The sequence below is a fragment of the Pseudomonas sp. S2_A05 genome (assembly GCF_054668485.1).
This window is the reverse complement of the sequence record NZ_CP162775.1, coordinates 4,950,428-4,974,807: the sequence shown is the minus strand read 5'-3', so window position 1 is coordinate 4,974,807 and position 24,380 is coordinate 4,950,428. Positions and strand designations below refer to the sequence as shown.

The 24,380-nt window shown below is 60.9% G+C and carries 22 protein-coding genes; 10 read left to right on the top strand and 12 right to left on the bottom strand.

Going from position 1 to position 24,380, the window contains the following annotated elements; genetic code table 11:
• The first annotated feature begins 127 nt into the window (after window positions 1-127).
• On the top strand, window positions 128-1,744 hold the full coding sequence (locus tag AB4O12_RS22625; RefSeq protein ID WP_460059762.1) for an alkaline phosphatase family protein: 1,617 nt from the start codon (window positions 128-130) through the stop codon (window positions 1,742-1,744).
• Window positions 1,745-1,941: 197 nt separating this feature from the next.
• Here AB4O12_RS22625 and AB4O12_RS22620 read toward each other — a convergent pair whose 3' ends face one another.
• Window positions 1,942-2,850, bottom strand: coding sequence for a TauD/TfdA dioxygenase family protein (locus AB4O12_RS22620; protein WP_056787022.1), 909 nt, complete (start codon window positions 2,848-2,850; stop codon window positions 1,942-1,944).
• A 182-nt stretch (window positions 2,851-3,032) separates the two neighbouring features.
• Between AB4O12_RS22620 and AB4O12_RS22615 the strand changes: the two genes are divergently transcribed.
• The gene (locus AB4O12_RS22615) at window positions 3,033-3,953 is read left to right on the top strand and encodes a LysR family transcriptional regulator (RefSeq protein ID WP_041477448.1); all 921 of its coding nucleotides are present in this window, start codon (window positions 3,033-3,035) and stop codon (window positions 3,951-3,953) included.
• 100 nt (window positions 3,954-4,053) lie between these two features.
• On the opposite strand, the gene AB4O12_RS22610 is transcribed toward AB4O12_RS22615, so the two are convergent.
• On the bottom strand, window positions 4,054-5,067 hold the full coding sequence (locus AB4O12_RS22610; RefSeq protein ID WP_460059760.1) for an ABC transporter substrate-binding protein: 1,014 nt from the start codon (window positions 5,065-5,067) through the stop codon (window positions 4,054-4,056).
• Between the two features lie 395 nt (window positions 5,068-5,462).
• Between AB4O12_RS22610 and AB4O12_RS22605 the strand changes: the two genes are divergently transcribed.
• The 3 genes from AB4O12_RS22605 to AB4O12_RS22595 are packed head-to-tail and all read left to right on the top strand — an operon-like array spanning window position 5,463 to window position 9,498.
• Window positions 5,463-7,061, top strand: a complete 1,599-nt coding sequence (locus AB4O12_RS22605) for an ABC transporter permease (RefSeq protein WP_252877225.1) — start codon at window positions 5,463-5,465, stop codon at window positions 7,059-7,061.
• Window positions 7,058-7,873 (top strand): ABC transporter ATP-binding protein, encoded by an 816-nt coding sequence (locus AB4O12_RS22600; protein WP_041477445.1) that lies wholly within the window; start codon window positions 7,058-7,060, stop codon window positions 7,871-7,873. The genes AB4O12_RS22605 and AB4O12_RS22600 overlap by 4 nt, the downstream gene beginning before the upstream one ends.
• Window positions 7,874-7,887: 14 nt before the next feature.
• Entirely contained in the window at window positions 7,888-9,498 is a 1,611-nt protein-coding gene (locus AB4O12_RS22595; RefSeq protein WP_353188854.1) for an arylsulfatase, read from the top strand.
• A gap of 178 nt (window positions 9,499-9,676) precedes the next feature.
• Here AB4O12_RS22595 and AB4O12_RS22590 read toward each other — a convergent pair whose 3' ends face one another.
• Window positions 9,677-10,747: a fatty acid desaturase gene (locus AB4O12_RS22590; protein ID WP_460059759.1), complete on the bottom strand. Its 1,071-nt coding sequence runs from the start codon at window positions 10,745-10,747 to the stop codon at window positions 9,677-9,679.
• Between the two features lie 100 nt (window positions 10,748-10,847).
• Here AB4O12_RS22590 and AB4O12_RS22585 point away from each other — a divergent pair, with 100 nt between their 5' ends.
• The gene (locus tag AB4O12_RS22585) at window positions 10,848-11,852 is read left to right on the top strand and encodes an AraC family transcriptional regulator (RefSeq protein WP_460059758.1); all 1,005 of its coding nucleotides are present in this window, start codon (window positions 10,848-10,850) and stop codon (window positions 11,850-11,852) included.
• Window positions 11,853-11,954: 102 nt separating this feature from the next.
• On the opposite strand, the gene AB4O12_RS22580 is transcribed toward AB4O12_RS22585, so the two are convergent.
• Together AB4O12_RS22580 and AB4O12_RS22575 are read right to left on the bottom strand one after the other, a co-directional pair.
• On the bottom strand, window positions 11,955-13,340 hold the full coding sequence (locus AB4O12_RS22580) for a heavy metal sensor histidine kinase (RefSeq protein ID WP_460059757.1): 1,386 nt from the start codon (window positions 13,338-13,340) through the stop codon (window positions 11,955-11,957).
• On the bottom strand, window positions 13,330-14,010 hold the full coding sequence (locus AB4O12_RS22575; RefSeq protein WP_041477440.1) for a heavy metal response regulator transcription factor: 681 nt from the start codon (window positions 14,008-14,010) through the stop codon (window positions 13,330-13,332). The genes AB4O12_RS22580 and AB4O12_RS22575 overlap by 11 nt, the downstream gene beginning before the upstream one ends.
• Before the next feature lie 136 nt (window positions 14,011-14,146).
• Between AB4O12_RS22575 and AB4O12_RS22570 the strand changes: the two genes are divergently transcribed.
• Entirely contained in the window at window positions 14,147-14,632 is a 486-nt protein-coding gene (locus AB4O12_RS22570; protein WP_041477439.1) for a GlcG/HbpS family heme-binding protein, read from the top strand.
• Window positions 14,633-14,643: 11 nt separating this feature from the next.
• Window positions 14,644-15,054 carry a hydroxyisourate hydrolase gene (gene uraH / locus AB4O12_RS22565; protein WP_056786996.1) on the top strand — a complete coding sequence of 137 codons (411 nt, stop codon included), beginning with the start codon at window positions 14,644-14,646 and terminating at the stop codon, window positions 15,052-15,054.
• Window positions 15,055-15,214: 160 nt separating this feature from the next.
• Here the strand turns inward: uraH and AB4O12_RS22560 are convergent, their stop codons facing one another.
• Window positions 15,215-15,892, bottom strand: coding sequence for a Crp/Fnr family transcriptional regulator (locus AB4O12_RS22560; protein ID WP_236168252.1), 678 nt, complete (start codon window positions 15,890-15,892; stop codon window positions 15,215-15,217).
• Window positions 15,893-15,976: 84 nt separating this feature from the next.
• Between AB4O12_RS22560 and AB4O12_RS22555 the strand changes: the two genes are divergently transcribed.
• A complete protein-coding gene (locus tag AB4O12_RS22555; RefSeq protein WP_460059756.1) occupies window positions 15,977-16,501 on the top strand; it encodes an Mpo1 family 2-hydroxy fatty acid dioxygenase in 525 nt (174 codons plus the stop codon).
• A gap of 82 nt (window positions 16,502-16,583) precedes the next feature.
• Here the strand turns inward: AB4O12_RS22555 and AB4O12_RS22550 are convergent, their stop codons facing one another.
• From AB4O12_RS22550 to dibA, 6 genes are all read right to left on the bottom strand, one after another.
• The gene (locus tag AB4O12_RS22550) at window positions 16,584-17,573 is read right to left on the bottom strand and encodes a sulfate/molybdate ABC transporter ATP-binding protein (RefSeq protein ID WP_056786991.1); all 990 of its coding nucleotides are present in this window, start codon (window positions 17,571-17,573) and stop codon (window positions 16,584-16,586) included.
• 3 nt (window positions 17,574-17,576) lie between these two features.
• Window positions 17,577-18,449, bottom strand: coding sequence for a sulfate ABC transporter permease subunit CysW (gene cysW, locus AB4O12_RS22545; RefSeq protein ID WP_007917679.1), 873 nt, complete (start codon window positions 18,447-18,449; stop codon window positions 17,577-17,579).
• Window positions 18,450-18,461: 12 nt separating this feature from the next.
• A complete protein-coding gene (cysT, locus tag AB4O12_RS22540) occupies window positions 18,462-19,280 on the bottom strand; it encodes a sulfate ABC transporter permease subunit CysT (protein ID WP_016772245.1) in 819 nt (272 codons plus the stop codon).
• Between the two features lie 126 nt (window positions 19,281-19,406).
• Entirely contained in the window at window positions 19,407-20,420 is a 1,014-nt protein-coding gene (locus AB4O12_RS22535) for a sulfate ABC transporter substrate-binding protein (RefSeq protein ID WP_150637858.1), read from the bottom strand.
• Window positions 20,421-20,565: 145 nt separating this feature from the next.
• The gene (gene oscA, locus AB4O12_RS22530; protein WP_041477433.1) at window positions 20,566-20,748 is read right to left on the bottom strand and encodes a sulfur starvation response protein OscA; all 183 of its coding nucleotides are present in this window, start codon (window positions 20,746-20,748) and stop codon (window positions 20,566-20,568) included.
• Between the two features lie 298 nt (window positions 20,749-21,046).
• Entirely contained in the window at window positions 21,047-22,966 is a 1,920-nt protein-coding gene (dibA, locus tag AB4O12_RS22525; protein WP_150743108.1) for a phosphodiesterase DibA, read from the bottom strand.
• 147 nt (window positions 22,967-23,113) lie between these two features.
• On the opposite strand from dibA, the gene desA reads away from it, so the two are divergent.
• On the top strand, window positions 23,114-24,298 hold the full coding sequence (desA, locus tag AB4O12_RS22520) for a delta-9 fatty acid desaturase DesA (protein ID WP_041477431.1): 1,185 nt from the start codon (window positions 23,114-23,116) through the stop codon (window positions 24,296-24,298).
• The last annotated feature ends 82 nt before the right edge of the window (window positions 24,299-24,380 follow it).

Here is a 24,380-nt window from a genome sequence, read left to right as displayed (position 1 = left end):
GTGGGAGCGAGCCTGCTCGCGAAGAGGCTGATGCAATCGCTGCATAAAAACCATTCCCCAAATGCACTTGCCGAAAACCCCCACCGACAGCGAAAACCCTCACCTGTCCCACTGACCGGTGAACTCCATGCCCACCCCATCCAACCCCGTGCGCAACGTGCTGTACATCATGTGCGATCAACTGCGCCGCGATTACCTGTCCTGCTACGGCCACCCGCATCTGCACACACCGAACATCGATCGCCTCGCTGCCGAAGGCGTTCGTTTCAGCCGTGCCTACACCCAAGGTACGATCTGCGGCCCGTCGCGGATGTCGGCCTACACCGGGCGCTATGTCAGCAGTCATCAAGTGGCCTGGAACTCGGTGCCGTTGCCGCTGGATGAATTGACGATCGGCGATTACCTGCGACCTCACGGCATCCGCACCGCGCTGGTCGGCAAGACCCATGCGACGGCCAATGTCGACGCCTTGCAGCGGCTGGCGATCAACCCGCAAAGCGCGCAAGCCGAGTTGCTCAATGAGGTCGGCTTCGAACCGTACCTGCGCCACGACGGCATCTACCCCGACGATCCGTCATTCGACGACAAGCGCGAATCCGCGCCCTATACCCAATACCTGCGCGCGCAGGGCTTCGATGGCAAGAATCCCTGGCACGACTGGGCGAATGCCGCCGAAGGCGAGAACGGTGAAATCCTCAGCGGCTGGAAAATGCGTCATGCGAATTTGCCAGCACGAATTCCCGAGCAACACTCAGAGACCGTCTACACTACAACTCGGGCCATCGACTTCATCGCTGAGCAAGGCGAGAAATCCTGGTGTTTACACCTCTCGTACATCAAACCACATTGGCCATATATCGTACCGTCGCCATACCACGCCTTGTACAGTACGAAATCGATTCTGCAACCGATCCGCGCGACGCTCTCCGAAGCCAGCAAACACCCCGTATACACTGCCTTTCGCCAACATGAGGAAAGCCGCAACTTCTCCCGCGATTCAGTACGATTGAATGTAATCCCCACCTACATGGGCCTGATCAAGCAAGTGGATGATCAGTTGGGGAGACTGTTCGATTTTCTACAGAGCAACGGGCGCTGGGATGACACGTTGATCGTGTTCACCAGCGATCACGGCGATTTCCTCGGCGATCATTGGCTCGGCGAGAAGGAGTTTTTGCTCGAGCAGGCGGTGGGTGTGCCGTTGATCGTGCGCGATCCTCGGGGGGCGGCGGATGTCACTCGCGGCACTGTCGATGAGCGCTTGGCAGAAACCATCGATGCGCTGCCGACATTTCTTCAAGCACTGGGATTGCCGGCAGCAGAGCATCGGCTTGAAGGGCGTTCATTGATCCCGTTGCTGCACGGGGAAAATCCCGATTGGCGCCGCTATGCAATCAGCGAATACGACTACGCCTTCCAGGCCCCGGCGCGGGAACGTCTCGGCCAGCCGATCGACCGTTGCCGCATGACCATGGTGCGCAGCGAGCGCTGGAAATACCTGGCGTACGACGGGTTTAGACCGCAGCTGTTTGATCTGTTGAATGATCCGCAGGAGCTGAATGATCTGGGTGAGGACCCGGCATACGCGGCGGTGTGCGAGGAGCATGCCGGATATCTGTTTGAGTGGCTGAGGGGGTTGAAGCGGCGGACGACGATCAGCCATCCGGAGATCGATTTGCGCGGGCAGCGGTTTCGTTATGGCGAACCGGAAACCGAGAAGGTTGTTCAGATTGGTGTTTGGTAGCGGGAAGAGCCCCTCACCCTAACCCTCTCCCGGAGGGAGAGGGGACTGAATGGGGGATATTTCAGAGGTGCACCGACCTGATCCAGCTTCACCGAATCCATAATCGATAAGGTCTTTCAGGTCGATGCATAACGCGAGATAACTCGGTCGGCTCCCTCTCCCTCTGGGAGAGGGCTGGGGTGAGGGGCTCTTGATCTTCAATCACGACCTTTGATGGTCTGGCTGCGCTGCCCATTCACCCCCACCGGCACCTCGCCCTTGAGCGTCACCCGGCGCACCACGCGATCCTGGGTGCCGTAATCATCAATCGCGTAATGCTGCGTCGAGCGGTTGTCCCAGATCGCCACATCTCCAGCCTGCCAGCGCCAGCGCACGGTGTTTTCCTGGCGGATCACATGGCTCTGCAGCAAGCCGAACAGGTGTGCCGAATCGGCCTGTGAATAACCTTTGATGCGTTTGACGAAATGCCCCAGCAGCAAGCTCTTCTCGCCGCTGATCGGGTGCACGCGCACCACCGGGTGCTCGGTTTCGTAGACGGTCGAGGTGAAGACTTTGCGATAGCGCTCCAGCTTCTCTGCCGAGACGTCCGGCTTCGCCCCGGCGTAGTCGTACTCGTTGCTGTGCACAGCGGTCAGTTTGTCGGCCAGCTCACGCAGCTCGCTCGGCAAACCGCTGTAAGCGGTCGCGGTGTTGGCCCACAGCGTATCGCCGCCGAATGCCGGCGCAACCACCGAGCGCAGGATCGATGCTTTCGGATAGGCATCAACGAAGGTCACGTCGGTGTGCCAGGAATTGGCGCGCTGGCCCTCGGCGCCGTCCAGCTCCAGAAGGTAGCGAGTGCCTTCACGCACCGGCACGGTCGGGTGCGCCACCGGTTCGCCAAGCAGATGGGCAAAGGCTTCCTGACGCTGATCGTCGAGTTGCGTCTGCTCGCGGAAGAACAGCACTTTGTATTCGACCAAGGCTTGCTGGATGGCTTCGACAGTGGCGGCGTCCAGCTCACCGGACAGGTGAACGCCGCGGATTTCGGCACCGATACGACCGGCCACCGGGTGAATTTCCAGCGCGTGAGAAACGGGTTTTACAGCGAGTGCGGCATTGCTCATGGGAAGACCCTCATCGACGGCTTGCGGTTTTGACGGCAGCGAAACAACGCTCTATCTATATTCCATTTACATCTAATAGATAATCACATGCTTCGTTGACGGAATAAGAGCTTGCATTTAAAACCTCAAGCAACCCTCGTCGCAAATGCCTTCGAGCTATTTTTAGGATGCCGGAAAAGCATATGGATCTTCGCCAGTTGCGCTACTTCATCGCCCTTAACGAACACCGCAGTTTTGTCCGTGCGGCAGACGCCATGGGCATCACTCAACCGGCGTTCAGCCGCAGCATTCAGGGGCTGGAGCAGGAATTCGGTTGCGTGCTGGTCGATCGCGGCAACAAGGATCTGCGCCCTACGCCCGAAGGCCAGGTGGTGCTGCAACACGCCCTGAGCCTGGTGCAGGGCGCAGCTTTGCTCAGCGCCGAAGTGACGCAGATGACCAAGCTCGACGCTGGCGAAGTGCACTTCGGCTGCGGCCCGGCGCCGGCAGTGAAACTGGTGCCGGATGCGGTGGCGCAGTTCATCAATGCGCACCCGAAAGTGCGCACCTGTTTTCAAGTGGATAACTGGGAAAAACTCAGCCGTGCGCTGAGCCGCGAAGAGATCGAATTCTTCATCGCCGACATCCGCCATTTCGAGTCCGACCCGAATTTCCAGACGCAACCGCTGACGCCCAAGCGCGGCGTGTTTTTCTGCCGACCGGGGCATCCGTTGCTGGCCAAGGAAAGCCTGTCGACCAACGACATGTTCGACTACCCGCTGGCCGCCACACTGATCCCGCCGGGCATTCGCAAGCTGCTGGCGAACCTGAGCGGGCGCATCGATTTCTCGCCGACCATCGAGACCGAGCACTTTCCGGCACTGGTCAAAGTGGTGCTGCAATCCAATGCGATAGGTGTCGGTACCGAGGAGGCGTTTGCCGAGGATGTCGCCAAGGGCTCGCTGGTGCTGCTGCACTGGCGCAACCTGCCGCAGAACCTCGAAAGCATGAACGCCCGTTGCGGCATCGTCAGCCGCACCGGGTTTCGACTATCACCAGCAGCGAGGGCAATGATCGAGACGTTGATTGCGGTGGATCGGCAGGACGTCAGCGTCGCTGTCTGAAACCCTTTCGCGAGCAGGCTCGCTCCCACACAGGACCTGTGTACACATCCAATGTGGGAGCGAGCCTGCTCGCGAAGAGGGCAGCGAAGACGCTGGAGATCTAAAGCTTGGCGGCTGAGAGTTCAGGCGCCACCCAATCGCTGATCTTGAACGGCTTGCGGATCAGCTTCTGCTGCGCCGCCAGGTCGACCTTGTCCTGCAGGCCGCTCAAGAACACCGGATCCAGTGTCGACGGGAAAATCTCACTGAGATTCTGGTCCTTCAGATCCTGAGCCAGAATCACCGGCGGATAACTGGCCAGCCCTGATACCAGCTGCACATAGGCGTCCTTGTTGCTGTCCTGCGTCAGCCACTCGACCGCTTGCTGCTGCGCCTTGAGCAGTTTCGCAATGACCTCAGGATGGGCGTCGACAAACTTGCCATTACCCAGCAGCACCGCCTGCACGCTGCCAGCGCCGCCAAGGTCCTTGGTGTTGAGCGGCAATTCCGCCAGGCCTTTGGCTTGCAAGGCACTCAGCGCGGAGCTGCCCCACGAGGCATCGATCTGCTTGGCCGCGAGTGCCGAAACCGCCGCGTTGAAATCCAGATTGATGACCTTCAGATCCTTCTCGCTCAGGCCCTGACTGGCGAGCGCCGCATCGAACGACAGCTGCGTCGCCGTCCCGCGAAAGATCGCCACGCGTTTGCCCTTGAGATCCTGCAAGGTCTTGATCCCCGAGCCGGGCACCACGCCGAGGTATTGCTTGACCCCACGCGCCGTCGCGCTGAGCAGGCGCGTGTCCAGACCGTTGGACTTGCCGATGATGGCGGCAAGGTCGCCCAGATACGCCAGATCGACCTGACCGTTGGCAAACGCCTCATTGATCACCGGCCCGGCGCCCTTGAAGAAACTCCACTGAATCCTGATGCCCTGCTCGGCGAAGGCCTTTTCGAAAATCTGCTGATCGCGCAACACATCGACGATGCCGCCGCCGCTGTGCTGCGTACCGGCGCTGAGGTCGGGCACGGCGATGCGGATTTCCTTGAGCTCCTCGGCTTGGGCGCCAAGCGCGAGAAAGCCTGCAAGCGCGGGGACGGCAAACAGGCTGAGGATTCGTTTGAAGGGAAGGTTCATGGGTGCGGCTCCTTGATCGCTGAGGAGCCGAAAGTAGGCTGACTGGCTACATTCGCTTAAATACTAAAAATTCACATTTTTATATCTTTATGAGCTAAGCAAGTGGTTGTGCGGCGTGCAGCGCGATATGCATTAACAGCATCGAAAATATTCTTCGAATGCATTGGATGCGCGTAAGCAGGCAAGCCTTAAATGGATTCGCTTATCTCCCGATAGCATCGAACGCAACTTTGTTAGATCAGTTTCATATATGACGAAACCCAGTGTGGGAGCGAGCCTGCTCGCGAATAGGCCATACCAGCCGACATCAGTGCTGCCTGAAACAGCCATTCGCGAGCAGGCTCGCTCCCACATGAAAAGCGGTTCGCCATGCAACCCGACAACGGAGGTCACCCATGGCCCGTCAATCTCTGCTCAGCCTGCCGCTGGCCGCGCCGCCGCTGAAAAGCCGTCGCACCTGGCCGAGCCTGAATCAACGCCTGTTGCCCTGGCTGTTGCCCGTCAGCCTGTTCGTCCTGTGGTGGCTGGCCGCGCGCAATCAGTGGATGAGCGAGCAGATCCTGCCGGCGCCATCGCTGGTGTGGAGCAGCGCTGTGGAACTGGCCCAAGGCGAGTTGTGGAGTCATTTGTGGATCAGCCTGCAACGGTTGTTCTGGGGCTTGTTGGCAGGCGTTTCGACCGGCGCGGTGCTTGGCGCCGCACTGGGCTTCAGTCGACGTCTGGAGCGCCTGGTTTTTCCGACATTCGCTGGATTGGCGCAGGTGCCGACGCTGGCGTGGATTCCGCTGTTCATGGTGTTCTTCGGCATCGGCGAAGTGCTGAAACTGGTGGTGCTGATCAAGGCCATTGTGGTGCCGGTGACCTTGCACACACTGGTTGGCGTGCGCGATGCGCAACCGAAACTGCGCGAAGCCGCCGCCGTGTTGCGCCTGCCGCCGCGTCTGCTGATTCGTCGTCTGGTGCTTCCCGCTGCGCTGCCGGCGTTCATGGCTGGCGTGCGCCTGGCACTCGCCGCCGGCTGGACCTCGTTGCTGGCGGTCGAGCTGCTGGCCTCCAGTGAAGGCATCGGCTATCTGATGGTCTGGGCGCGGCAGCTGTTCATGCTCGACATCGTGTTCGTGTGCATCGTGGTCATCGGTCTGATCGGTGTGGCCATGGATCGCGGCATCGGCCTGCTCGACCGCAGACTGGTGCACTGGCCGCACCCGGCCACCGCGCAAATCACTCGCGGCCCGCGCTATCAGGGCTGGCAACGCCTGCAACCGTGGCTGTTGCCGCTGGGCTTGTTGGCGCTCTGGCAACACGCCAATGATCAGCAGTGGGTCGACGCGAATATTCTGATCAGCCCTGCGGCTGTGCTGAGCACGACGTGGGACGGACTACTCGACGGCACGCTGGTCAACGGCATGGCGCTGAGCCTGAGCCGCACCCTGGGCGGCTTGCTGATCGGTGGCGGCCTCGGCTTCGCCCTGGGCTTGCTGCTCGGCCTGTCGCGTTTCAGCGAACGCCTGCTCGGCCCGACACTCGCCGCACTGCGGCAGATTGCGATTTTCGCCTGGGTGCCGCTGCTCACCGCGTGGTTCGGCCTCGGCGAACTGGCCAAGTGGGTGTTCGTCGCTCTCGCTGCATTCTTTCCGCTGTTCGTCGCCACCCAGCGCAGCGTCGCCAACCTCTCGCCGCAACTCAACGAAGCCGCGCAAGTGCTGCGCCTGAGGCTCGGCCAGCGCCTGCGTCGACTGGTGCTGCCCGGCGCTGCGCCGGGGATTTTCGCAGGGCTGCGATTGAGCCTGATCTACGCCTGGCTCGGCACCATCGGCGCTGAATATTTCATGCCGTCCAATGGCGGCATCGGCAGCCAGATGATCGGCGCGCAGCAGCTGTTGCGCATGGATCTGATCATGGCCGGCATGCTGCTGGTCGGCCTCACCGGCGCCCTGCTCAACCTGATCGGCCAACGCCTGGAAATTCGCGCGACCCGCTGGAGACACGCATGAACGCACCGATTGTCAGCTTCAACCACGTAGGCAAATCCTTCGCCGTCAACGGTTTCGAACTGGAGGCGATTCGCGAATTCAACCTGGACATTGCCGAGGGCGAATTCGTCGCCATCGTCGGCTCCAGCGGCTGCGGCAAATCCACTTTGCTGCGTTTGCTGGTCGGCCTCGACACCGAGTTTCGCGGACAGATCAGTGTCGATGGCAAGGCCGTCAGCGGCATCGGCGGCGAGCGCGGTATCGTCTTTCAGGAACATCGTCTGTTTCCGTGGCTGACGGTCGCCGACAACATCGGCCTCGGTCTGGTCAATGAACCGCTGAGCGGAGCGCAGAAACAACAACGCATCAAAGACTTTATCGAGCTGGTCGGCCTCAGCGATTTCACCGCGGCCTATCCGCATCAACTCTCCGGCGGCATGGCGCAGCGCGTGGCGATTGCTCGCGGTCTCGTCGCCAGCCCGCGAATCCTGTTGCTCGACGAACCCTTCGGCGCCCTCGACGCACTGACCCGCCAGCAAATGCAGGACGAACTGCTGGCAATCCGCGAACGAGCAAAGATCACCACGATTCTGGTGACCCACGATGTCGAGGAAGCGATTTTTCTGGCCGATCGCGTGGTGGTGATGGAGCCGCGTCCGGGGCGGATCAAGCAAGTGGTCGACATCGCCCTGCCGCACCCGCGCCAGCGCAGCAGTTACGACTTTCATCAGCTGCGCGAAGAACTGCTGCACGAGCTGACCAGTGATGACCATTACCAACCGAGCGCACCGGTGCAGATCCGCGATCTGCCGCTGACGTTCATTGCCTGCTGAACAGGAGTTTCGCGATGCCGCAACGTCCCAACTTTCTAGTGATTCTGGCCGACGACCTAGGCTTTTCCGACATCGGTGCGTTCGGCGGCGAAATCGCTACGCCGAACCTCGATGCGCTGGCCGAGAACGGCCTGCGCCTGACCGATTTCCACACCGCACCGACCTGCTCGCCGACGCGCTCGATGCTGCTGACCGGCACCGATCACCACATCGCCGGCATCGGCACCATGGCCGAAGCGTTGACCCCGGAACTGATCGGCAAACCTGGCTACGAAGGCTACCTGAATGACCGCGTCGTCGCCCTGCCCGAGCTGCTGCGCGAGGCTGGCTATCAAACCTTGATGAGCGGCAAATGGCATTTGGGTCTGAAGGCTGAACTGGCGCCCCATGCGCGCGGTTTCGAGCGCTCGTTTTCACTGTTGCCGGGCGCTGCCAACCACTATGGTTTCGAGCCGACCTACGATGAGCAAACGCCGGGCCTGCTGAAATCCACCCCGGCGCTGTACATCGAGGACGATCAGTTTGTTGACGAGTTGCCGAAGGATTTCTATTCCTCCGATGCCTTCGGCGACAAGCTGCTGCAGTACCTCAAGGAACGCGATCAGACCCGGCCGTTCTTCGCTTACCTGCCCTTCTCCGCGCCGCACTGGCCGCTGCAGGCACCGGCCGAGATCGTCGAGAAATACCGTGGCCGCTATGACGCCGGCCCACAAGTGCTGCGCCTCGAACGCCTGGAAAAACTCAAGGCACTGGGTCTGATCGAGGCAGACGTCGAACCGCACCCGCTGATTCAGCTCAGCGCGCAGTGGGACGCGATGAGCGATGAACAAAGGCAGATTTCCGCACGAGCCATGGAGGTCTACGCGGCGATGGTCGAGCGCATGGACTGGAACATCGGCCGGGTCGTCGATTACCTGCGCCAGCAAGGCCAGCTCGACAACACCTTCATCCTGTTCATGTCCGACAACGGTGCCGAAGGCGCGCTGCTGGAAGCGTTCCCCAAATTCGGCCCGGAGCTGATGACCTACCTCAACCAGCATTACGACAACAGCCTCGACAACATCGGCCGGGCCAATTCCTACGTCTGGTACGGGCCGAACTGGGCGCAAGTGGCAACCGCGCCGTCACGCTTGTTCAAGGCTTTCACCACCGAGGGCGGGATCCGCGTGCCGGCGCTGCTGCACTATCCACAATTGCCGCTGAAAGGGCAGATCAGCCATGGTTTCGGCACGGTGATGGATATCACCCCGACCATTCTCGATCTGGCTGGCGTGCGGCATCCGGGTAAACAGTGGAAAGGCAAAGCGGTGGCGCCACTGCGCGGCAAGTCGTGGCTGGGCTTCCTGTCCGGCGAGACCGCGCAGGTGCATGACGAGCACACGGTCACCGGTTGGGAATTGTTCGGACGCCGGGCGATTCGCCAGGGCTCGTGGAAAGCGGTATGGATTCCCGGGCCGGTCGGGCCAGCGACCTGGCAACTTTATGATCTGGCGAGCGATCCAGGGGAGATTTATGATCTGGCGTTGAGTCAGCCGCAGAAACTCAATGACTTGATCGGGCATTGGCAGCGGTATGTAGAAGAGACCGGGGTGATCCTCAGTGCTTCGCCGTTTCAGCCGGATTGAACCAAGATCAAAAGCCCCCCTCACCCCAGCCCTCTCCCTGAGGGAGAGGGGGAAAGGGAGCAGATCTTCATGCTTTTCCAACCTGAGGTCGGCTCGAAATTTCAGGTCGATGTATCCAGCATAAACAGCTGGATCAGTCCCCTCTCCCCTGGAAGAGGGTTAGGGTGAGGGGCATCTGTCAGGCCTCCACCGCCTCCCCGGACACCACTTCCTCATCTCCGCGCACAAACCGGTTCGCCCGGCCGAACGTGCCGAAATCATTGAACCGCACACCCATCTCGCGCATCACCTTGTGCGCCACCGGCACGGTCATCTGACGAATGTAAAACGGCTCCTTGACCACGAAATGATGAATCCCGTGACTGCTGCCGAAGTTGAAGCAGAACGCTTGCAACGGCCACAGCCACCACGGGTTCAGCACCTGGCATTGCTGCAGCACATTGCCCGGTTCGACGTCGCCGTAGTAATGCATGTTCGAGCTGATGAAGTGCAGGCAGAAAGTGCGCAGCACGTTGGGGCCGATGATCACCACGGCGGCGATATCGATCACCTGCATCACCGACAGCGTGGTGGCCGACCATTCGATGGGCGAGCCGAGCAAATGCGCGATGCCATTGGCCGCGTGAAAGCCGAGAAACACGTACCACGCTCCCCAATGCAGCAGCGCCAGCGGTGCGTAGACCTTGAGCACGCGTTTGGCGATGCTCCACTTGTGTGCCCAGGTCCTGGCGCGGAGCAGGCGGATAAACGCCGACATGACGTTATCGCCAACCATCAGCAGACGGGCAAACCCCCACGGCTCGCCATTGGTGATTGCGCGCTCTTCCATGTCGGCTTCAGTGCCGGAAACCTTGTGATGGTTGAGGTGCAGATGACGACGGATCCACGGGTTGATCGTGCTCGGTCGCGCCAGCCAGACCAGGCCCATCATCAGGTTGTGCGGCACGCGCTGCTTGCGGAAGTACATGCTGTGGATCAGGTCGTGTTCCAGCTCATGGGTCAGCGAGGCGAAAAACCCGTTGAGCAGCAGGCACACCCACCAGGCCATATGGCCAGTGATGTACAGCGCCGCCGAGCCGATCATCCCGGCCAGCGCGAACGCCAGAATCCCCGCACCGAGGGCATCCTGACGCTGAAGAATCGGGTAGCGCTCACGCAATTGCGCACCCTTGGCCAACACCACTTGGCGAATATGTGCCGAGCGCTGCGCCGCATTCAGTCGTTCAGGGCTTGCAGAAGTACCGTCCATGCTTCCATCCTCGGGTCTAAGATGAATGCATCGTGCCTTGCCGGGGTTCGATCCGCGCTAGCCAAGAACGCCAACCTGTTGACCGGACGCGCCAATCCGCATGAAGGAACCGACCTCCCTCGCCAGCTGGACTCGCGCCTTGCGCAAACAACTCGACGCGCTCGGGCTGGACAGCCTTGCCTTGTGCCAACAGGCCGGGCTCGACCCTACGCTGATGGACGACCCCAATGCGCGCTATCCGCTATCCGGTACCACGCGCCTGTGGGCGCTCGCCGTTGAAGCCAGCGGCGACCCGGCGCTGGGCTTGCGCGTGTCGCGTTTCGTCAGCCCGACCACGTTCCACGCGCTCGGTTATGCGCTAGTGGCCAGCGGCAGCTTGCGCGAAGTGTTCGAGCGCATCGTGCGCTATCACCCGGTGGTCAGCGATGCGCTGGAACTGGAGCTGAGCCGTAGCAATGACCGTTATCAATTTCGCCTGAAAATTCCGCCCGGCAACCCGGCGCCGGCCTTCGAAGCCATCGACGCATTTACGGCGATCTACGTGCGCACCTGCCGCAATCGCCTCGGCCGTGACTACGCACCGCTGGCGGTGTACTTGCGCCGCCCCGAACCGAGCGATGCCCAGCAATGGCACAAAGTCTTCCGCGCGCCGGTGTATTTTTCCGCCGCCGAAGACCGCCTGGAATTCGCCCTCGGCGACTTCGACAGCCACCTCGACGACGCCAACCCGGAACTGGCCGAGCACAACGAAGCCGTACTCAAACGCACCCTCGCCCAGCTCAAACCGCTGACCTGGGAGCGCAAGGTGCGCGATGCCATTGAAGAACAACTGCCCGAAGGCGAACCGAGCGCCGAGCGCATCGCCCAGGCCTTGCACCTGAGCCTGCGCAGCCTGCAGCGGCATCTGGCGGATGAGGGCTGTCGCTTCGACACCCTGCTCAACCAAAGCCGCGAAAACCTCGCGCTGCTGCACCTGCGTGACCCGCAGTGTTCCTTGAGTGAAGTCAGCTATCTGCTGGGATTCGCCGACACCAGCAGCTTCAGCCGCGCGTTCAAGCGCTGGACCGGGATGACGCCGGGGCAGTTTCGGGATCAGTTGCGCTGATCCGAAATCACCATTGTGTGATCCAGCGCCTTCGCGAGCAGGCTCGCTCTCACAGTTGGAATGCGTTTCCTTGTGGGAGCGAGCCTGCTCGCGAAGAGGCCGTCAGACCACCACAAACCCCAGCTCAAAAACAGTGCCGTCGGCGTCACTCCTCACCCGCACTTGCCCGCCATGCAACTGCATGATCGACTGCACGATCGCCAAACCCAGCCCACCCGAATCTCCCGGTTCCGCACGTGAAGGATCGACGCGGTAGAAACGGTCGAACAGTTTGCCCAGATGCTCAGGCGCGATGACCGGGCCGTGGTTGTGCACTTGCAGCCAGCACATACCCGGTTCATCGCGGCGTTGCAGGCTGATCAGGCTGCCGGGGTCGGCGTGGCGTACGGCATTGGCCAGCAGGTTGCCGAGGGCGCGTTGCAGCAGTTGCTGGTCGGCGAGCAATTCGCCGTGCATGCGGTTTTGCAGTTGGAGGTCGCGGTCATCGGCCAGGGCTTCGAAGTAATCGCAGAGCTCGTCGCCGACGTTGCGCAAGTCCAGTGTGTGCAGATTGAGCGCACGTTCGGCCTGTTCGGCGCGGGCGAGGAACATCAGGTTCTCGGCCATGCGCTTGAGCCGTTCGAACTCTTCCATGTTCGAGGCCAGCACTTCCTGATATTCGGCCGTGCTGCGGGGATGGTTCAGGGCCTGGCCGTTGCTGGCGAGCAAGGTGTGCAGCGGCGTGCGGATTTCGTGCGCGAGGTCGGCGGAGAATTGCGACAGGCGCTGCACGCTGTCGTCCAGCCGCGCCAGCATGGTGTTGAGCGCGTGCACCGGCTCGCGCAGTTCGGTCGGCGTGCCCTCGGTAGGCAGGCGTCGATCGAGGCTGCGCAGATCGATACTGCGCACCGCTTCGCTCAACTGATGCAAGGGCTGCAAGCCACGCCGCAGCAATAACAGGCCCAGAGCAAACGCGAGCACCGCGCCGAGGCCGACGGACAGGTACAGACGCAGGCGATAACTGCCGAGCATCTGCTCACGCTCGGTGAGCACTTTGCCGGCGATCACCGTGAGGGTTTCACCGTTGGGGCCTTGGGCCTGGCCGGACAGCAAGGCCAATTCGGCGCCGTCGCTGGCCTGCCAGGTGAGCACGTCACGGCGCTGCGGCATTTGCTCTCGCGGTAATGCATTGAGCGCGGGCAGTTCACGCTGACGCGGGTTGATCGCGATCACGCTGGAGCCGTCGGCCCGGCGCACCAGCAGCAGACTGTCGAGATTACCGAGCATGTTCTGATACAACCGTGGCCGTGCCTGCAAGGCGTCGAGGCTGTCGCTGTCGGCGAGCAAGGCGCGTACTTGCTCGAGGCGACCGAGCAAGGCCATGTCATCACGAAAGGCCAATTCCGAGGCCAGCGAGCGGTAGAGAAACACGCCGATTGCGCTCAGCACCAGCGCGCAGACCATGGCGAAGGCCAGTGCCAATCGCCAGGCGATCGACTTACTCCACATCGTCCGGCGCTTCCAGTTGATAACCGACGCCGCGCACGGTGTGGATAAGTTTCGGCATGTACGGATCATCAACCTTGGCGCGCAGACGCCGGACGGCGACTTCGACCATGTTGGTGTCGCTGTCGAAATTCAGGTTCCACACTTGCGAGGCGATCAGCGTGCGCGAAAGCACTTCGCCCTGGCGGCTGGCGAGCAGTTGCAAGAGGGCGAATTCCTTGTTGGTCAGGGCAATGCGCTGGCCGCCGCGACTGACCCGTCGGCGCAATACGTCGATTTCCAGGTCGGCGATGCTGTACGACTCGGCTTCGCGCATCGGCCCGCGCCGCAGCAGCGTGCGCACGCGCGCGAGCAGTTCGGCGAAAGCGAAGGGTTTGAGCAGGTAGTCATCTGCGCCCAGCTCAAGACCACGCACACGGTCTTCGATAGCGTCCTTGGCGGTGAGAAACAGCACCGGTGTGGCGCCGCGCTGGCGAATCAGCTGGAGCAATTGCCAGCCGTTGAGGCCAGGCAGCATCACGTCGAGGATGATCAGGTCGTATTCCTGTTGCTCGATAAAATAGCGGCCGTCGAGGCCATTGAGCGCAACATCCACGGCGAAACCCGACTCGCCCAGACCCTTGGCGAGGAAGTTGGCGGTTTTGGCTTCATCTTCTACGACCAGCAAACGCATGGCACACCTCGATTGATCAGGCACACAGGCTAGGCGTGTTCGGCGCCGTTGCCCATTACAAACTTGTAATCCGCCTGACGGGGTTCTGACGAAGTGCGCCGGTTAAGGTGCAGACCTTCCCATTCGGAGCCTGCACATGACCGTCAAATACCTTGTCGCCAGCCTGATCCTCGGCCTCAGCGGCGCTGCAAGTGCCACGCCAGAACTGCCGCGCCACGCCGATCTCGACCTGAAAACCGCACGCTGGCTGGCGGACAAGGCGATGAGCAGTTGCACCGGCACGGTGTCGGTGCTCGACCGTGGCGGTAACTTGCTGGTGACGTTGCGTGGTGACGGCGTCGGGCCGCACAACACCGCCGCCAGCCAACGCAAGGCCTACACCGCGCTGTCGACCAAGACGCCGACGCGGCTGTTCGCCGAGCGCGCCCGCAGCAACCCGGAAACCGCCAACCTCAACACCCTCGATGAATTGCTTTTGCTCGGCGGCGGCATTCCGTTGTTCGCCGGCAGCGAACTGGTCGGCGCCATGGGCGTGGCCGGTTCCGGCGGCGGTGAGCAAGACGAAAACTGCGCCCGCGCCGCCGCCGACAAAGCCGGCCTGACCATCACCCGTTCCCACTAAGGAGATCCACCATGACCACCCTGCGCATGACTCTCGCCGCCCTCGGCCTGAGTGCTGTTTCCAGCCTGACGATGGCCGCCGGCAATCCGCTGAGCGTGCACGTGCTCAACCTGGAAAACGGCCTGCCGTCACCGGGCATCAACGTCACCCTGGAAAAACACGTCGGCGAAAACTGGCAACCACTGGCCCAAGGCACCACCAACGAGCAAGGGCGGATCGCCGAGCTGTTCCCGGCCAAACAGCCATTCGAAGCCGGTGAATACCGCGTGGTGTTCAAGACCGGCGAGTATTACCAGAAGATCAAGCATGAGACGTTCTTCCCGGAAATTCCGGTGATCTTTCAGGTCAAGCAGACCGATCAGCACTACCACATCCCGCTGCTGCTGAGCCCGTACGGTTTCTCGACCTATCGCGGTTCGTAAAATAAACACAGATCCTTTGTTGGAACTGGTTTCTGTGGCGAGGGGATTTATCCCCGTTGGACTGCGCAGCGGTCCCATTTTTCAGGGCCGCTTCGCGCCCCAGCGGGGATAAATCCCCTCGCCACAGGTGCCAGTTCCGACATTGGATCGGTTTCAGTTTTCAGATCGTGGCCAAGGCACGCAATCTCACCGCATCGAGAATTTCGATTTCGCCGTATGCGAGCCCGATAATCCCCTGCCCCTGCAGATCCTTGAGGATCTGATTGGTGGTCTGCCGCGACAGCGACAGCATCGCCGCCAACTGCTCCTGCGGCAGTTGCAGCATCCGGCGTGGTGCGTCGAGTTCGCCGTAGCCTTCGGCAATCATCAGCAGCCGATGGGCGAGACGCGCCGGGGCTGGCAGCAGGCTCAGCTGTTCGAGATTGATGAAGGCCAGGCGCAATTTGTGGCTCATCAACAGCGCCAGATGCCGCCAGTACTGCGGCTGTTCGTCGAGCAATTTGAGCAACGCCGCTTGCGGAACATTCAGCAAGGTGCACGACCCGACTGCATAGGCATCGTGAGTGCGAGGCTGGCCATCGAACAGGCAGATTTCGCCGAACCAGTGCGGCGCCTCCACCAGACTCAACAACGCCTCCTTGCCCTGCTCGCTCACCGCGCCGATGCGCACGGCGCCATCGAGCACTGCATACAGACCGCACGGCGCATCGCCACGCTGGAACAATCGTTGTCCCGCCGTCAGCCGCCGCTCCCGAGCCAGCGCCAGCAGGCTATCCTGAAAAGATGCAGGCAAATGACTGAACCACTGGCCGCTGAGTAACTGTGCACGAATTTGCATAACCACTCCTGGAGTGTCGCCTGCCCGACAGAGCGAACGCGGATCCCGAGGGATGATGCATTCAACCCCACTGGAGGAACAACAATGAAAAGCCTCGTCGACCATCTCAGTCAATACGCCGCCTACCACCGCGACCCGCGCAACATTGCCAGCCACTTTATCGGCATTCCGCTGATCGTGGTGGCGGTGGCTGTCCTGCTGTCACGGCCGCAGTGGGAGCTGGGCGGGCTGTGGATATCTCCAGCCGTTGTGGTGGCGCTGGCCTCGGCGTGGTTTTACCTGCGTCTGGAGTTGAAGCTTGGCGTGTTGATGACAGTACTGATGGGGCTGTCGGTGTGGGCCGGGCATGCACTGGCGCAGCAGAGCACCATGGTCTGGCTGAGCAGCGGCCCGGCGATGTTCGTGATCGGCTGGGTGATCCAGTTTGTCGGGCATCACTATGAAGGGCGCAAACCGGCGTTTGTCGATGACATCAGCGGGCTGATTGTCGGGCCGTTGTTCGTTGTGGCTGAGTTGGCGTTTCTGCTGGGGATACGGCAGGAATTGAAACAAGAGATCGAGTTGCGGGCGGGGATGGTGCGGGTCAATCCGAATCGCGCTGCTGTCTAGATCGTATTCGCGAGCAGGCTCGCTCCCACATTTGGAATGAGTTTTCCCTGTGGGAGCGAGCCTGCTCGCGAAGCTTTTGCCTTTAAATATTGGCGACTTTCTGCCAGACCTTCGGCTTGAAGAACAGGGTTTCACCCTTGGCCAACCCGATCAGGCTGTCGTGGTCTTTCACCACTTCGGCCTCGATCAAATCCGTCTGCCCCTCAACCTTCAACGTCACCCGCGTGGTCGCGCCCAACGGCCGGATATCGCGCACTTCAGCGGCATGGTGATCTTCCAGCTCATGCTTGGACAACGACACTTCGTGCGGGCGGAACAGCACGTGGTTGTCGTCGCTCAACAGCAAGCGGTTCGAATCGCCGAGGAAGTGATAGACGAAATCGCTGGCCGGGTTTTCGTAGACGTCGCCCGGTGAGCCGATCTGCTCGATCACACCCTTGTTCATCACCACGATGCGGTCGGCGACTTCCATCGCTTCTTCCTGGTCGTGGGTCACGAACACCGACGTCAGGTTGATGTCTTCGTGCAGCCGCGCCAGCCAGCGCCGCAGTTCCTTGCGCACCTTGGCATCGAGGGCGCCGAACGGTTCATCCAGCAGCAGCACTTTCGGCTCCACCGCCAGGGCACGGGCCAAAGCGATACGCTGACGCTGACCACCGGACAACTGCTCCGGGTAGCGATCCGACAACCAGTCCAGCTGGACCATGTTCAGCAGTTCGTGAACCTTGGTGGCGATCTGGCTTTCGCTCGGGCGCTGGTTTTTCGGTTTCATCCGCAGGCCGAACGCGACGTTGTCGAACACTGTCATGTGGCGGAACAAGGCGTAATGCTGGAACACGAAACCGACGTTGCGATCACGCACATCGTGGCCGGAAACGTCCTCGCCGTGAAAAACGATGTTGCCCTGATCCGGGGTTTCCAGACCGGCAATAATGCGCAGCAAGGTGGTTTTGCCGCAGCCCGACGGGCCAAGCAGCGCGACCAGTTCACCGCTGTGGATATCCAGGCTGATGTTGTCCAGCGCCTTGAACGCGTTGAAATTCTTGCTGACGTTACGCACTTCGATCGACATGAATTATTCCTCCGCGGCGCTGGCGCGCAGGCGGTTGATACGGTTTTCGCTCCACTGCTTGAGCAGCAGGATGAAGAGCGCCAGGATCAGCAACAGGCTCGCCACGGCGAACGCGGCCACGTGGTTGTATTCGTTGTAGAGGATCTCGACGTGCAGCGGCAAGGTGTTGGTCACCCCGCGAATGTGCCCGGAGACCACCGACACCGCACCGAACTCGCCCATGGCCCGCGCGGTACACAGCACCACGCCATAAATCAGGCCCCACTTGATGTTCGGCACGGTGACGTGCCAGAACATCTGCCAGCCATTGGCACCGAGCAGGCGCGCGGCTTCCTCCTCTTGGGTGCCTTGTTCCTGCATCAGCGGAATCAGTTCACGGGCCACGAACGGCACGGTGACGAAAATCGTCGCCAGCACAATGCCCGGCAGGGCGAAGACGATCTGGATGTCGTGATCCTGCAACCACGGCCCGAACAGGCCCTGCGCACCGAACATCAGCACGTAGACCAGACCGGCGATCACCGGCGACACCGAGAACGGCAGGTCGATCAGCGTCACCAGCATGCTCTTGCCACGGAACGAGTATTTGCTCACGCACCACGCCGCGCTGACGCCGAACACCAGGTTCAGCGGCACCGAAATCAGCACGGCGAACACGGTAAGTTTCAGTGCCGACAGTGCGTCCGGTTCAAAGATCGCGGTGAAAAATGCACCGAGGCCATTCTTCAAACCCTGCGACACCACGATGAACAATGGCAGCAGCAGAAACAGGAAAAAGATCAGCCAGCCAAGACCGATCAGTATTCTGCGTGAAGTGGCGCTGCCACGCCGCGCTGCGTTGGCCGAAGAGGCGGCCGCAATGGACGATTGGGACATGTTCGCGCCTCCTTATGGGGTTTCGATGCGCCGCTGCAGCAAGTTGATCAGCAGCAACAGGATGAAGGAAACCACCAGCATCAATACGCCGATGGCGGTAGCGCCGGTGTAATCGTATTGGTCGAGTTTGACCATGATCAGCAGCGGCAGGATCTCGGTTTTCATCGGCATGTTGCCGGCAATGAAAATCACCGAACCGTACTCGCCGACGCCACGCGCGAACGCCAGCGCAAAACCGGTCAGCCAGGCGGGCAGCAGTGCCGGAACCAGAATGTGGCGAAATACCTGCCATGGCTTCGCACCCAGGCACGCCGCCGCTTCTTCGACTTCACGGGGAATATCGGCCAGCACCGGCTGCACCGTGCGCACCACGAACGGCAGCGTGACGAAGGTCAGCGCCAGGGTGATGCCCAGCGGGGTGTAGGCGATCTTGAAACCGAGGTCAGCGGCAAATTGCCCGACCAGCCCGGCCGGCGCGTACAGCGCGGTCAGCGCAATACCGGCCACGGCTGTCGGCAGGGCGAACGGCAGATCGATCATCGCGTCGATCACCTTGCGTCCGGGGAAGGTGTAGCGCACCAGCACCCAGGCCAGCAACGTGCCGATGATGCCGTTGATGATCGCCGCACACAGCGCGGTACCGAAGCTCAGCTTCAACGCCGCCAGCACCCGCGGTGCGGAGATGATCGTCCAGAACTGATCCCAGGTCAGCTGGGCGGCGTGGACGAACATCGCCGCCAGCGGGATAAGCACAATCAGGCTGAGGTACACCAAGGTGTAACCCAGCGTCAGCCCGAAGCCGGGTATGACGGGGGAGATACGACGCGACATAAAAGTCCCTGGTTGAAAACGCATCAATGTGGGAGTGAGCCCTGTGGTGAGGGGACTTATCCCCTCACCACAAAAGCTCAGTCCCACATGTCATGTGCCCAGACATCAGGCCGGTTGAAGGCGAGATTACTGCGCCTGATAAATCTGGTCGAACACGCCGCCGTCGTTGAAGAATTTCGGCTGCGCGGATTTCCACCCGCCGAAGTCCTTGTCGATGGTCACCAGTTCCAGTTTCGGGAACTGCTGGGCGTACTTGGCCGCTACGTCCTTGTCACGTGGACGATAGAAGTTTTTCGCGGCGATTTCCTGGCCGGCCGGGCTGTACAGATGCTTGAGATAGGCCTCGGCAATCTGCGCGTTGCCCTTCTTCTCGGCATTCTTGTCGACCACCGCCACTGGCGGTTCGGCGAGGATCGACAGCGACGGCACGACGATGTCGAACTTGTCTGCGCCGCCGTCTTCTTTCAGCGCCAGGAACGCTTCGTTTTCCCAAGCCAGCAACACATCGCCCTGACCGTTGTTGACGAAGGTAATGGTCGAACCACGGGCGCCGGTGTCAAGGATCGGCACGTGCTTGAACAGGGTCTGTACGTATTCCTTGGCCTTGGCTTCGTCACCACCGTTGGCTTTCAGGCCATAGGCCCACGCGGCGAGGAAGTTCCAGCGCGCACCGCCCGAGGTTTTCGGGTTTGGTGTGATCACCGAGACATCGTTCTTGACCAGATCGCCCCAGTCCTTGATGCCTTTCGGGTTGCCCTTGCGCACCAGGAACACGATGGTCGAGGTGTACGGCGTGCTCGCTTGCGGCAGACGCTGCTGCCAGTCGGCCGGCAGGCTCTTGCCGAGCTTGGCGATTTCATCGATGTCACCGGCCAGGGCCAGGGTCACCACGTCAGCACGCAGGCCATCGATCACCGCACGCCCCTGCTTGCCCGAGCCACCGTGGGACTGCTGGATTTTCACCGTGTCGCCGGCATGGTCCTTCTGCCAGAACTTGATGAATTCGGCGTTGTATTCCTGATACAGCTCCCGCGTCGGGTCATACGACACGTTGAGCAGCTCGTAATCCTTGGCAACGGCGGAACCGGCAAACACGGCACTGACCAGCGCGGCCAGAGCGTAACGGCGAATCGACGACATGGTGAAAGCTCCTGGAATTCTTGGTGATGGCTTTTTCTTATGTATTGCTGGAATCGGATCGCGTTGAAAGATCGCCGCCTTCGCCAGCTCCTGCACGCAGCCCCCTGTAGGAGCTGCCGAAGGCTGCGATCTTTTGATCTTCAGCTCAGCCCGGTTGCTTACCGGGTTGCTGCAAACGGAATTTCTCTTTGCGTTCGATCTGTACGACTTGCGCGTTGTGCACAGTGATCTCCACTGCGCCGAACCGCAGATCGCGCAGGGCACTCTGGATTTCACGCAAGATCGTGGCTTCGTCCTGACCGTCAACGCTGCGAAGGGATGCGCTCATGGTGCTGCTCCTTTGAAGGGGATTTGCCTGGCAGTGGGCGGCACTGCGTTCGGCGTGGGAGCAATATAAGAGAGGCACGGATATTCTTAAAAAGACTATTTAAGAATGTTTATATAACCAGAAAACAATATGAGAGTGGGCAAGGGGTTTGCGCTGATTTGAAGTCGTCAAAAGAACTTGTGGCGAGGGGATTTATCCCCGTTGGACTGCGTAGCAGTCCCATTTCTTGGGGTCGCTACGCGACCCAACGGGGATAAATCCCCTCACCACAAGGTCGGTGATAGCCTGATAGGCCTTTTCAGCCAATCATTGGCGTTTTCGCCCAATCAAGCCGATCAGCAGACACCGGCCGCCCAAACCAGTAGCCCTGCCCCAGATCGCATTCCTGCGCCAACAGAAATGCCGCCTGCTCAACCTGTTCGATCCCTTCGGCATGGACCTGCATGCCCATGCTGCGGGCCAGCGCGATGATCACCCGGACAATCGCCACGTCATCTTCATCCCACGGCAACCCGGCGACGAAGCCCTGATCGATCTTGAGTTTCTGCACCGGCAGGCGCTTGAGCCGCAGCAGCGACGAATAGCCAGTACCGAAATCATCAATAGCCAGACGCACACCCAGCTCGCGCAAGCGATGCATCTGTTCCAGCGCCACTTCAGGGTCATCCATCACCGCGCTTTCGGTGACTTCCAGTTCCAGATAGACCGGATCCAGCCCCGTGTCGTGCAGCACCTGCGCCACCTGCTGGTACAACTCGCGCCGGGCAAACAGCCGCGAGGAGACATTCACCGCGACGAACGCCAGCACCACGCCGCTCTGCTGCCATTGGCACATCTGTCGGCAAGCCTGCTGCATCACCCAGGCATCGATCTCGGCGATCAGCCCGGTGCGCTCGGCAATCGGAATGAATTCCGCCGGTGACACCAGACCGCGTTGCGGATGCTGCCAACGCACCAGTGCCTCGACGCCAACCAGACGGCCGCTTTGCAGGTCATGCACCGGTTGGTAGTAGACGCGCAGTTCCTCCTGCTCCAGTGCGCGGCGCAGCTCGAAGGCGATTTCGACCCGTTGCTGGGCATGGGCGGTCAGCTCTTCGGTATACAGCGCGTAGCCATTGCGCCCGCTGCTTTTGGCCTTGAACAGCGCGCTGTCGGCGTTGCGTAACAACTGCTCGGCGCTGAGGGCATCGCTGGGAAACAGGCTGATGCCGATGCTCGCGTTGATGAACAGTTGATTGCCATCTACCAGCACCGGCTCCTTCAAGGCGTCCAGAGTCCGTTGCGCCAGCGCGGCAGCCTGGGCCGGCTGTGGACAACTTTCCGCGAGCACCGCGAACTCGTCACCGCCGAGCCGCGCCAAGGTAATGCCGTGGCCGAACAGTTCCTGCAAACGCGTCGCCACCGCTTTTAGCAACCGATCGCCGACGTTATGCCCGAGGCTGTCGTTGATCATCTTGAAATGATCCAGATCGAGCATCAGCAGCGCGCAGCCACGCTTGTGCGTCTGCGCGGAAGCCAACGCCTGTTCGGCGCGGTCGCTGAACAGCAGGCGATTGGGCAGATCGGTCAACGGATCGTGATGCGCCAGGTGTTTGAGCTCGGACTCGGAATCCTTGATCGCACTGATGTCGGAGAACACCGCCACGTAATGGCTGAGCCGGCCGGAATCATCGTGAATCACCCGGATGGTTTGCCACTGTGGATAAATCTCGCCGGTCTTGCGCCGGTTCCAGATCTCGCCGCTCCACTCACCTTCAGCCTCGAGGGTAGCGAACATCGCCTGATAGAAGCCCGGCGGATGATGGCCGGACTTGAACAGACTGGGCTGCTGGCCGATGACCTCGTCGCGCCGATAACCGGTGATCTCGATAAAGGCGCGATTGACGTGGACGATCAGGCCCCGGTGGTCGGTAACCAGCACCCCTTCGCGAGTGCAGTCGAACACGGCGGCCGCCTGACGCAGACGCTCACGGTCGGTGTGGCGCTCGCGCAAATGCGCGCCGATGCCGAGAAACCCGCACAGCCGCGCCCGTGCGAGGAAAATCAGCGCGGCGCTGATCGTCGCCAGCAGATAACCGTTGATCAGTTGCCAATGGGTCAGCTCACGGGAGTCATCGAAGAATCTGCTTAATAAATGATCAGAAACTTGCAGCCACAGGGCGGCCAGTACGAGGTAGAGCAACGCTGCACGCAAGGCATCGCGGTAAGTCGCAGACATTCGGTCGTCCATGTCCCTACAAAAAGGTTGGAATTATAGGTCAAGAAACATTCAGCGACTTCTTATCTGAAAGGGCGACTGGTTTTATCTGTGTGCTTAGTGATAATGCAACGGCTGTTTTTATCTTTATCGAGGGCCCTATAGCCTATGTGGTACGAAGGTTTTCTTGGCTTGTCGGCCTGGTCACTGGTCGCGGTCACCCTGCTGATGACCCATGTGACGATTGTTGCCGTCACGGTCTATCTGCACCGTTACTCGGCCCACCGCTCGCTCGAGCTGAATGCGGGTCTGAAGCACTTTTTCCGTTTCTGGCTGTGGCTGACCACGGCGCAGAACACCCGCGAGTGGACTGCCATCCACCGCAAACACCACGCCAAATGCGAGACCGAGGATGACCCGCACAGCCCGGTCATCAAGGGTCTGTCCACCGTACTGCGCACCGGCGCCGAGCTGTACCGCAGCGAAGCGCAGAACCCGGAAACCCTGCGCATCTACGGCAAGAACTGCCCGGAAGACTGGGTCGAACGCAACGTCTACAGTCGCTATCCGCTGCTGGGCGTGGCGATCATGGGCGTGATCGACCTGCTGCTGTTCGGCACCATCGGCATCACCATCTGGGCGATCCAGATGATGTGGATTCCGGTGTGGGCCGCTGGGGTGATCAACGGTCTGGGCCATGCCGTCGGCTATCGCAATTTCGAATGCCGTGACGCAGCGACCAATCTGGTGCCGTGGGGCATCCTGATCGGCGGCGAAGAGCTGCACAACAACCATCACACCTACCCCAACTCGGCCAAGCTGTCGGTGAAGAAGTGGGAATTCGACCTCGGCTGGGCGTGGATCAAGGTCTTCTGCTTCCTGCGTCTGGCCAAAGTGCAGCGGGTCGCACCGATTGCCCACCGCGTCGAAGGCAAGGGCAGCCTGGACATGGACACCGCCATGGCGATCCTCAACAACCGCTTCCAGATCATGGCCCAGTACCGCAAATTGGTGATCGGCCCGCTGGTCAAGCAAGAGCTGGCCAAGGTCGATCATTCGGTGCGCCACCAGTTCCACCGGGCCAAACGCCTGCTGTCGCGGGAAACCAGCCTGCTGGAAGACCGTCATCACCTGCGCATCCAGACCATGCTCGAACACAGCCATGCGTTGAAAGTGATCTACGAGAAGCGCCTGGCTTTGCAGCAGATCTGGGTCAAGACCAGTTCCAATGGCCACGACATGCTGGCCGCCATCAAGGAATGGATTCACGAGGCCGAGGCCAGTGGCATCCAGTCGTTGCGGGATTTTGCTGATCAGCTGAAAACCTACTCGCTGCGTCCTGCGACTGCCTGACCGGCAACGAGGCTGCGATCTCAAAGATCGCAGCCTCGTTGCGCTCTTCGGTTCCTGCACCTCGCCGCCCGGCGGGACTCGG

Coding starts and splice junctions, on each gene's coding strand:
- AB4O12_RS22625 (WP_460059762.1), top strand. CDS start 128: ATGCCCACCCCATCCAACCCCGTGCGCAACGTGCTGTACATCATGTGC.
- AB4O12_RS22620 (WP_056787022.1), bottom strand. CDS start 2,850: ATGAGCAATGCCGCACTCGCTGTAAAACCCGTTTCTCACGCGCTGGAA.
- AB4O12_RS22615 (WP_041477448.1), top strand. CDS start 3,033: ATGGATCTTCGCCAGTTGCGCTACTTCATCGCCCTTAACGAACACCGC.
- AB4O12_RS22610 (WP_460059760.1), bottom strand. CDS start 5,067: ATGAACCTTCCCTTCAAACGAATCCTCAGCCTGTTTGCCGTCCCCGCG.
- AB4O12_RS22605 (WP_252877225.1), top strand. CDS start 5,463: ATGGCCCGTCAATCTCTGCTCAGCCTGCCGCTGGCCGCGCCGCCGCTG.
- AB4O12_RS22600 (WP_041477445.1), top strand. CDS start 7,058: ATGAACGCACCGATTGTCAGCTTCAACCACGTAGGCAAATCCTTCGCC.
- AB4O12_RS22595 (WP_353188854.1), top strand. CDS start 7,888: ATGCCGCAACGTCCCAACTTTCTAGTGATTCTGGCCGACGACCTAGGC.
- AB4O12_RS22590 (WP_460059759.1), bottom strand. CDS start 10,747: ATGGACGGTACTTCTGCAAGCCCTGAACGACTGAATGCGGCGCAGCGC.
- AB4O12_RS22585 (WP_460059758.1), top strand. CDS start 10,848: ATGAAGGAACCGACCTCCCTCGCCAGCTGGACTCGCGCCTTGCGCAAA.
- AB4O12_RS22580 (WP_460059757.1), bottom strand. CDS start 13,340: ATGTGGAGTAAGTCGATCGCCTGGCGATTGGCACTGGCCTTCGCCATG.
- AB4O12_RS22575 (WP_041477440.1), bottom strand. CDS start 14,010: ATGCGTTTGCTGGTCGTAGAAGATGAAGCCAAAACCGCCAACTTCCTC.
- AB4O12_RS22570 (WP_041477439.1), top strand. CDS start 14,147: ATGACCGTCAAATACCTTGTCGCCAGCCTGATCCTCGGCCTCAGCGGC.
- uraH (WP_056786996.1), top strand. CDS start 14,644: ATGACCACCCTGCGCATGACTCTCGCCGCCCTCGGCCTGAGTGCTGTT.
- AB4O12_RS22560 (WP_236168252.1), bottom strand. CDS start 15,892: ATGCAAATTCGTGCACAGTTACTCAGCGGCCAGTGGTTCAGTCATTTG.
- AB4O12_RS22555 (WP_460059756.1), top strand. CDS start 15,977: ATGAAAAGCCTCGTCGACCATCTCAGTCAATACGCCGCCTACCACCGC.
- AB4O12_RS22550 (WP_056786991.1), bottom strand. CDS start 17,573: ATGTCGATCGAAGTGCGTAACGTCAGCAAGAATTTCAACGCGTTCAAG.
- cysW (WP_007917679.1), bottom strand. CDS start 18,449: ATGTCCCAATCGTCCATTGCGGCCGCCTCTTCGGCCAACGCAGCGCGG.
- cysT (WP_016772245.1), bottom strand. CDS start 19,280: ATGTCGCGTCGTATCTCCCCCGTCATACCCGGCTTCGGGCTGACGCTG.
- AB4O12_RS22535 (WP_150637858.1), bottom strand. CDS start 20,420: ATGTCGTCGATTCGCCGTTACGCTCTGGCCGCGCTGGTCAGTGCCGTG.
- oscA (WP_041477433.1), bottom strand. CDS start 20,748: ATGAGCGCATCCCTTCGCAGCGTTGACGGTCAGGACGAAGCCACGATC.
- dibA (WP_150743108.1), bottom strand. CDS start 22,966: ATGTCTGCGACTTACCGCGATGCCTTGCGTGCAGCGTTGCTCTACCTC.
- desA (WP_041477431.1), top strand. CDS start 23,114: ATGTGGTACGAAGGTTTTCTTGGCTTGTCGGCCTGGTCACTGGTCGCG.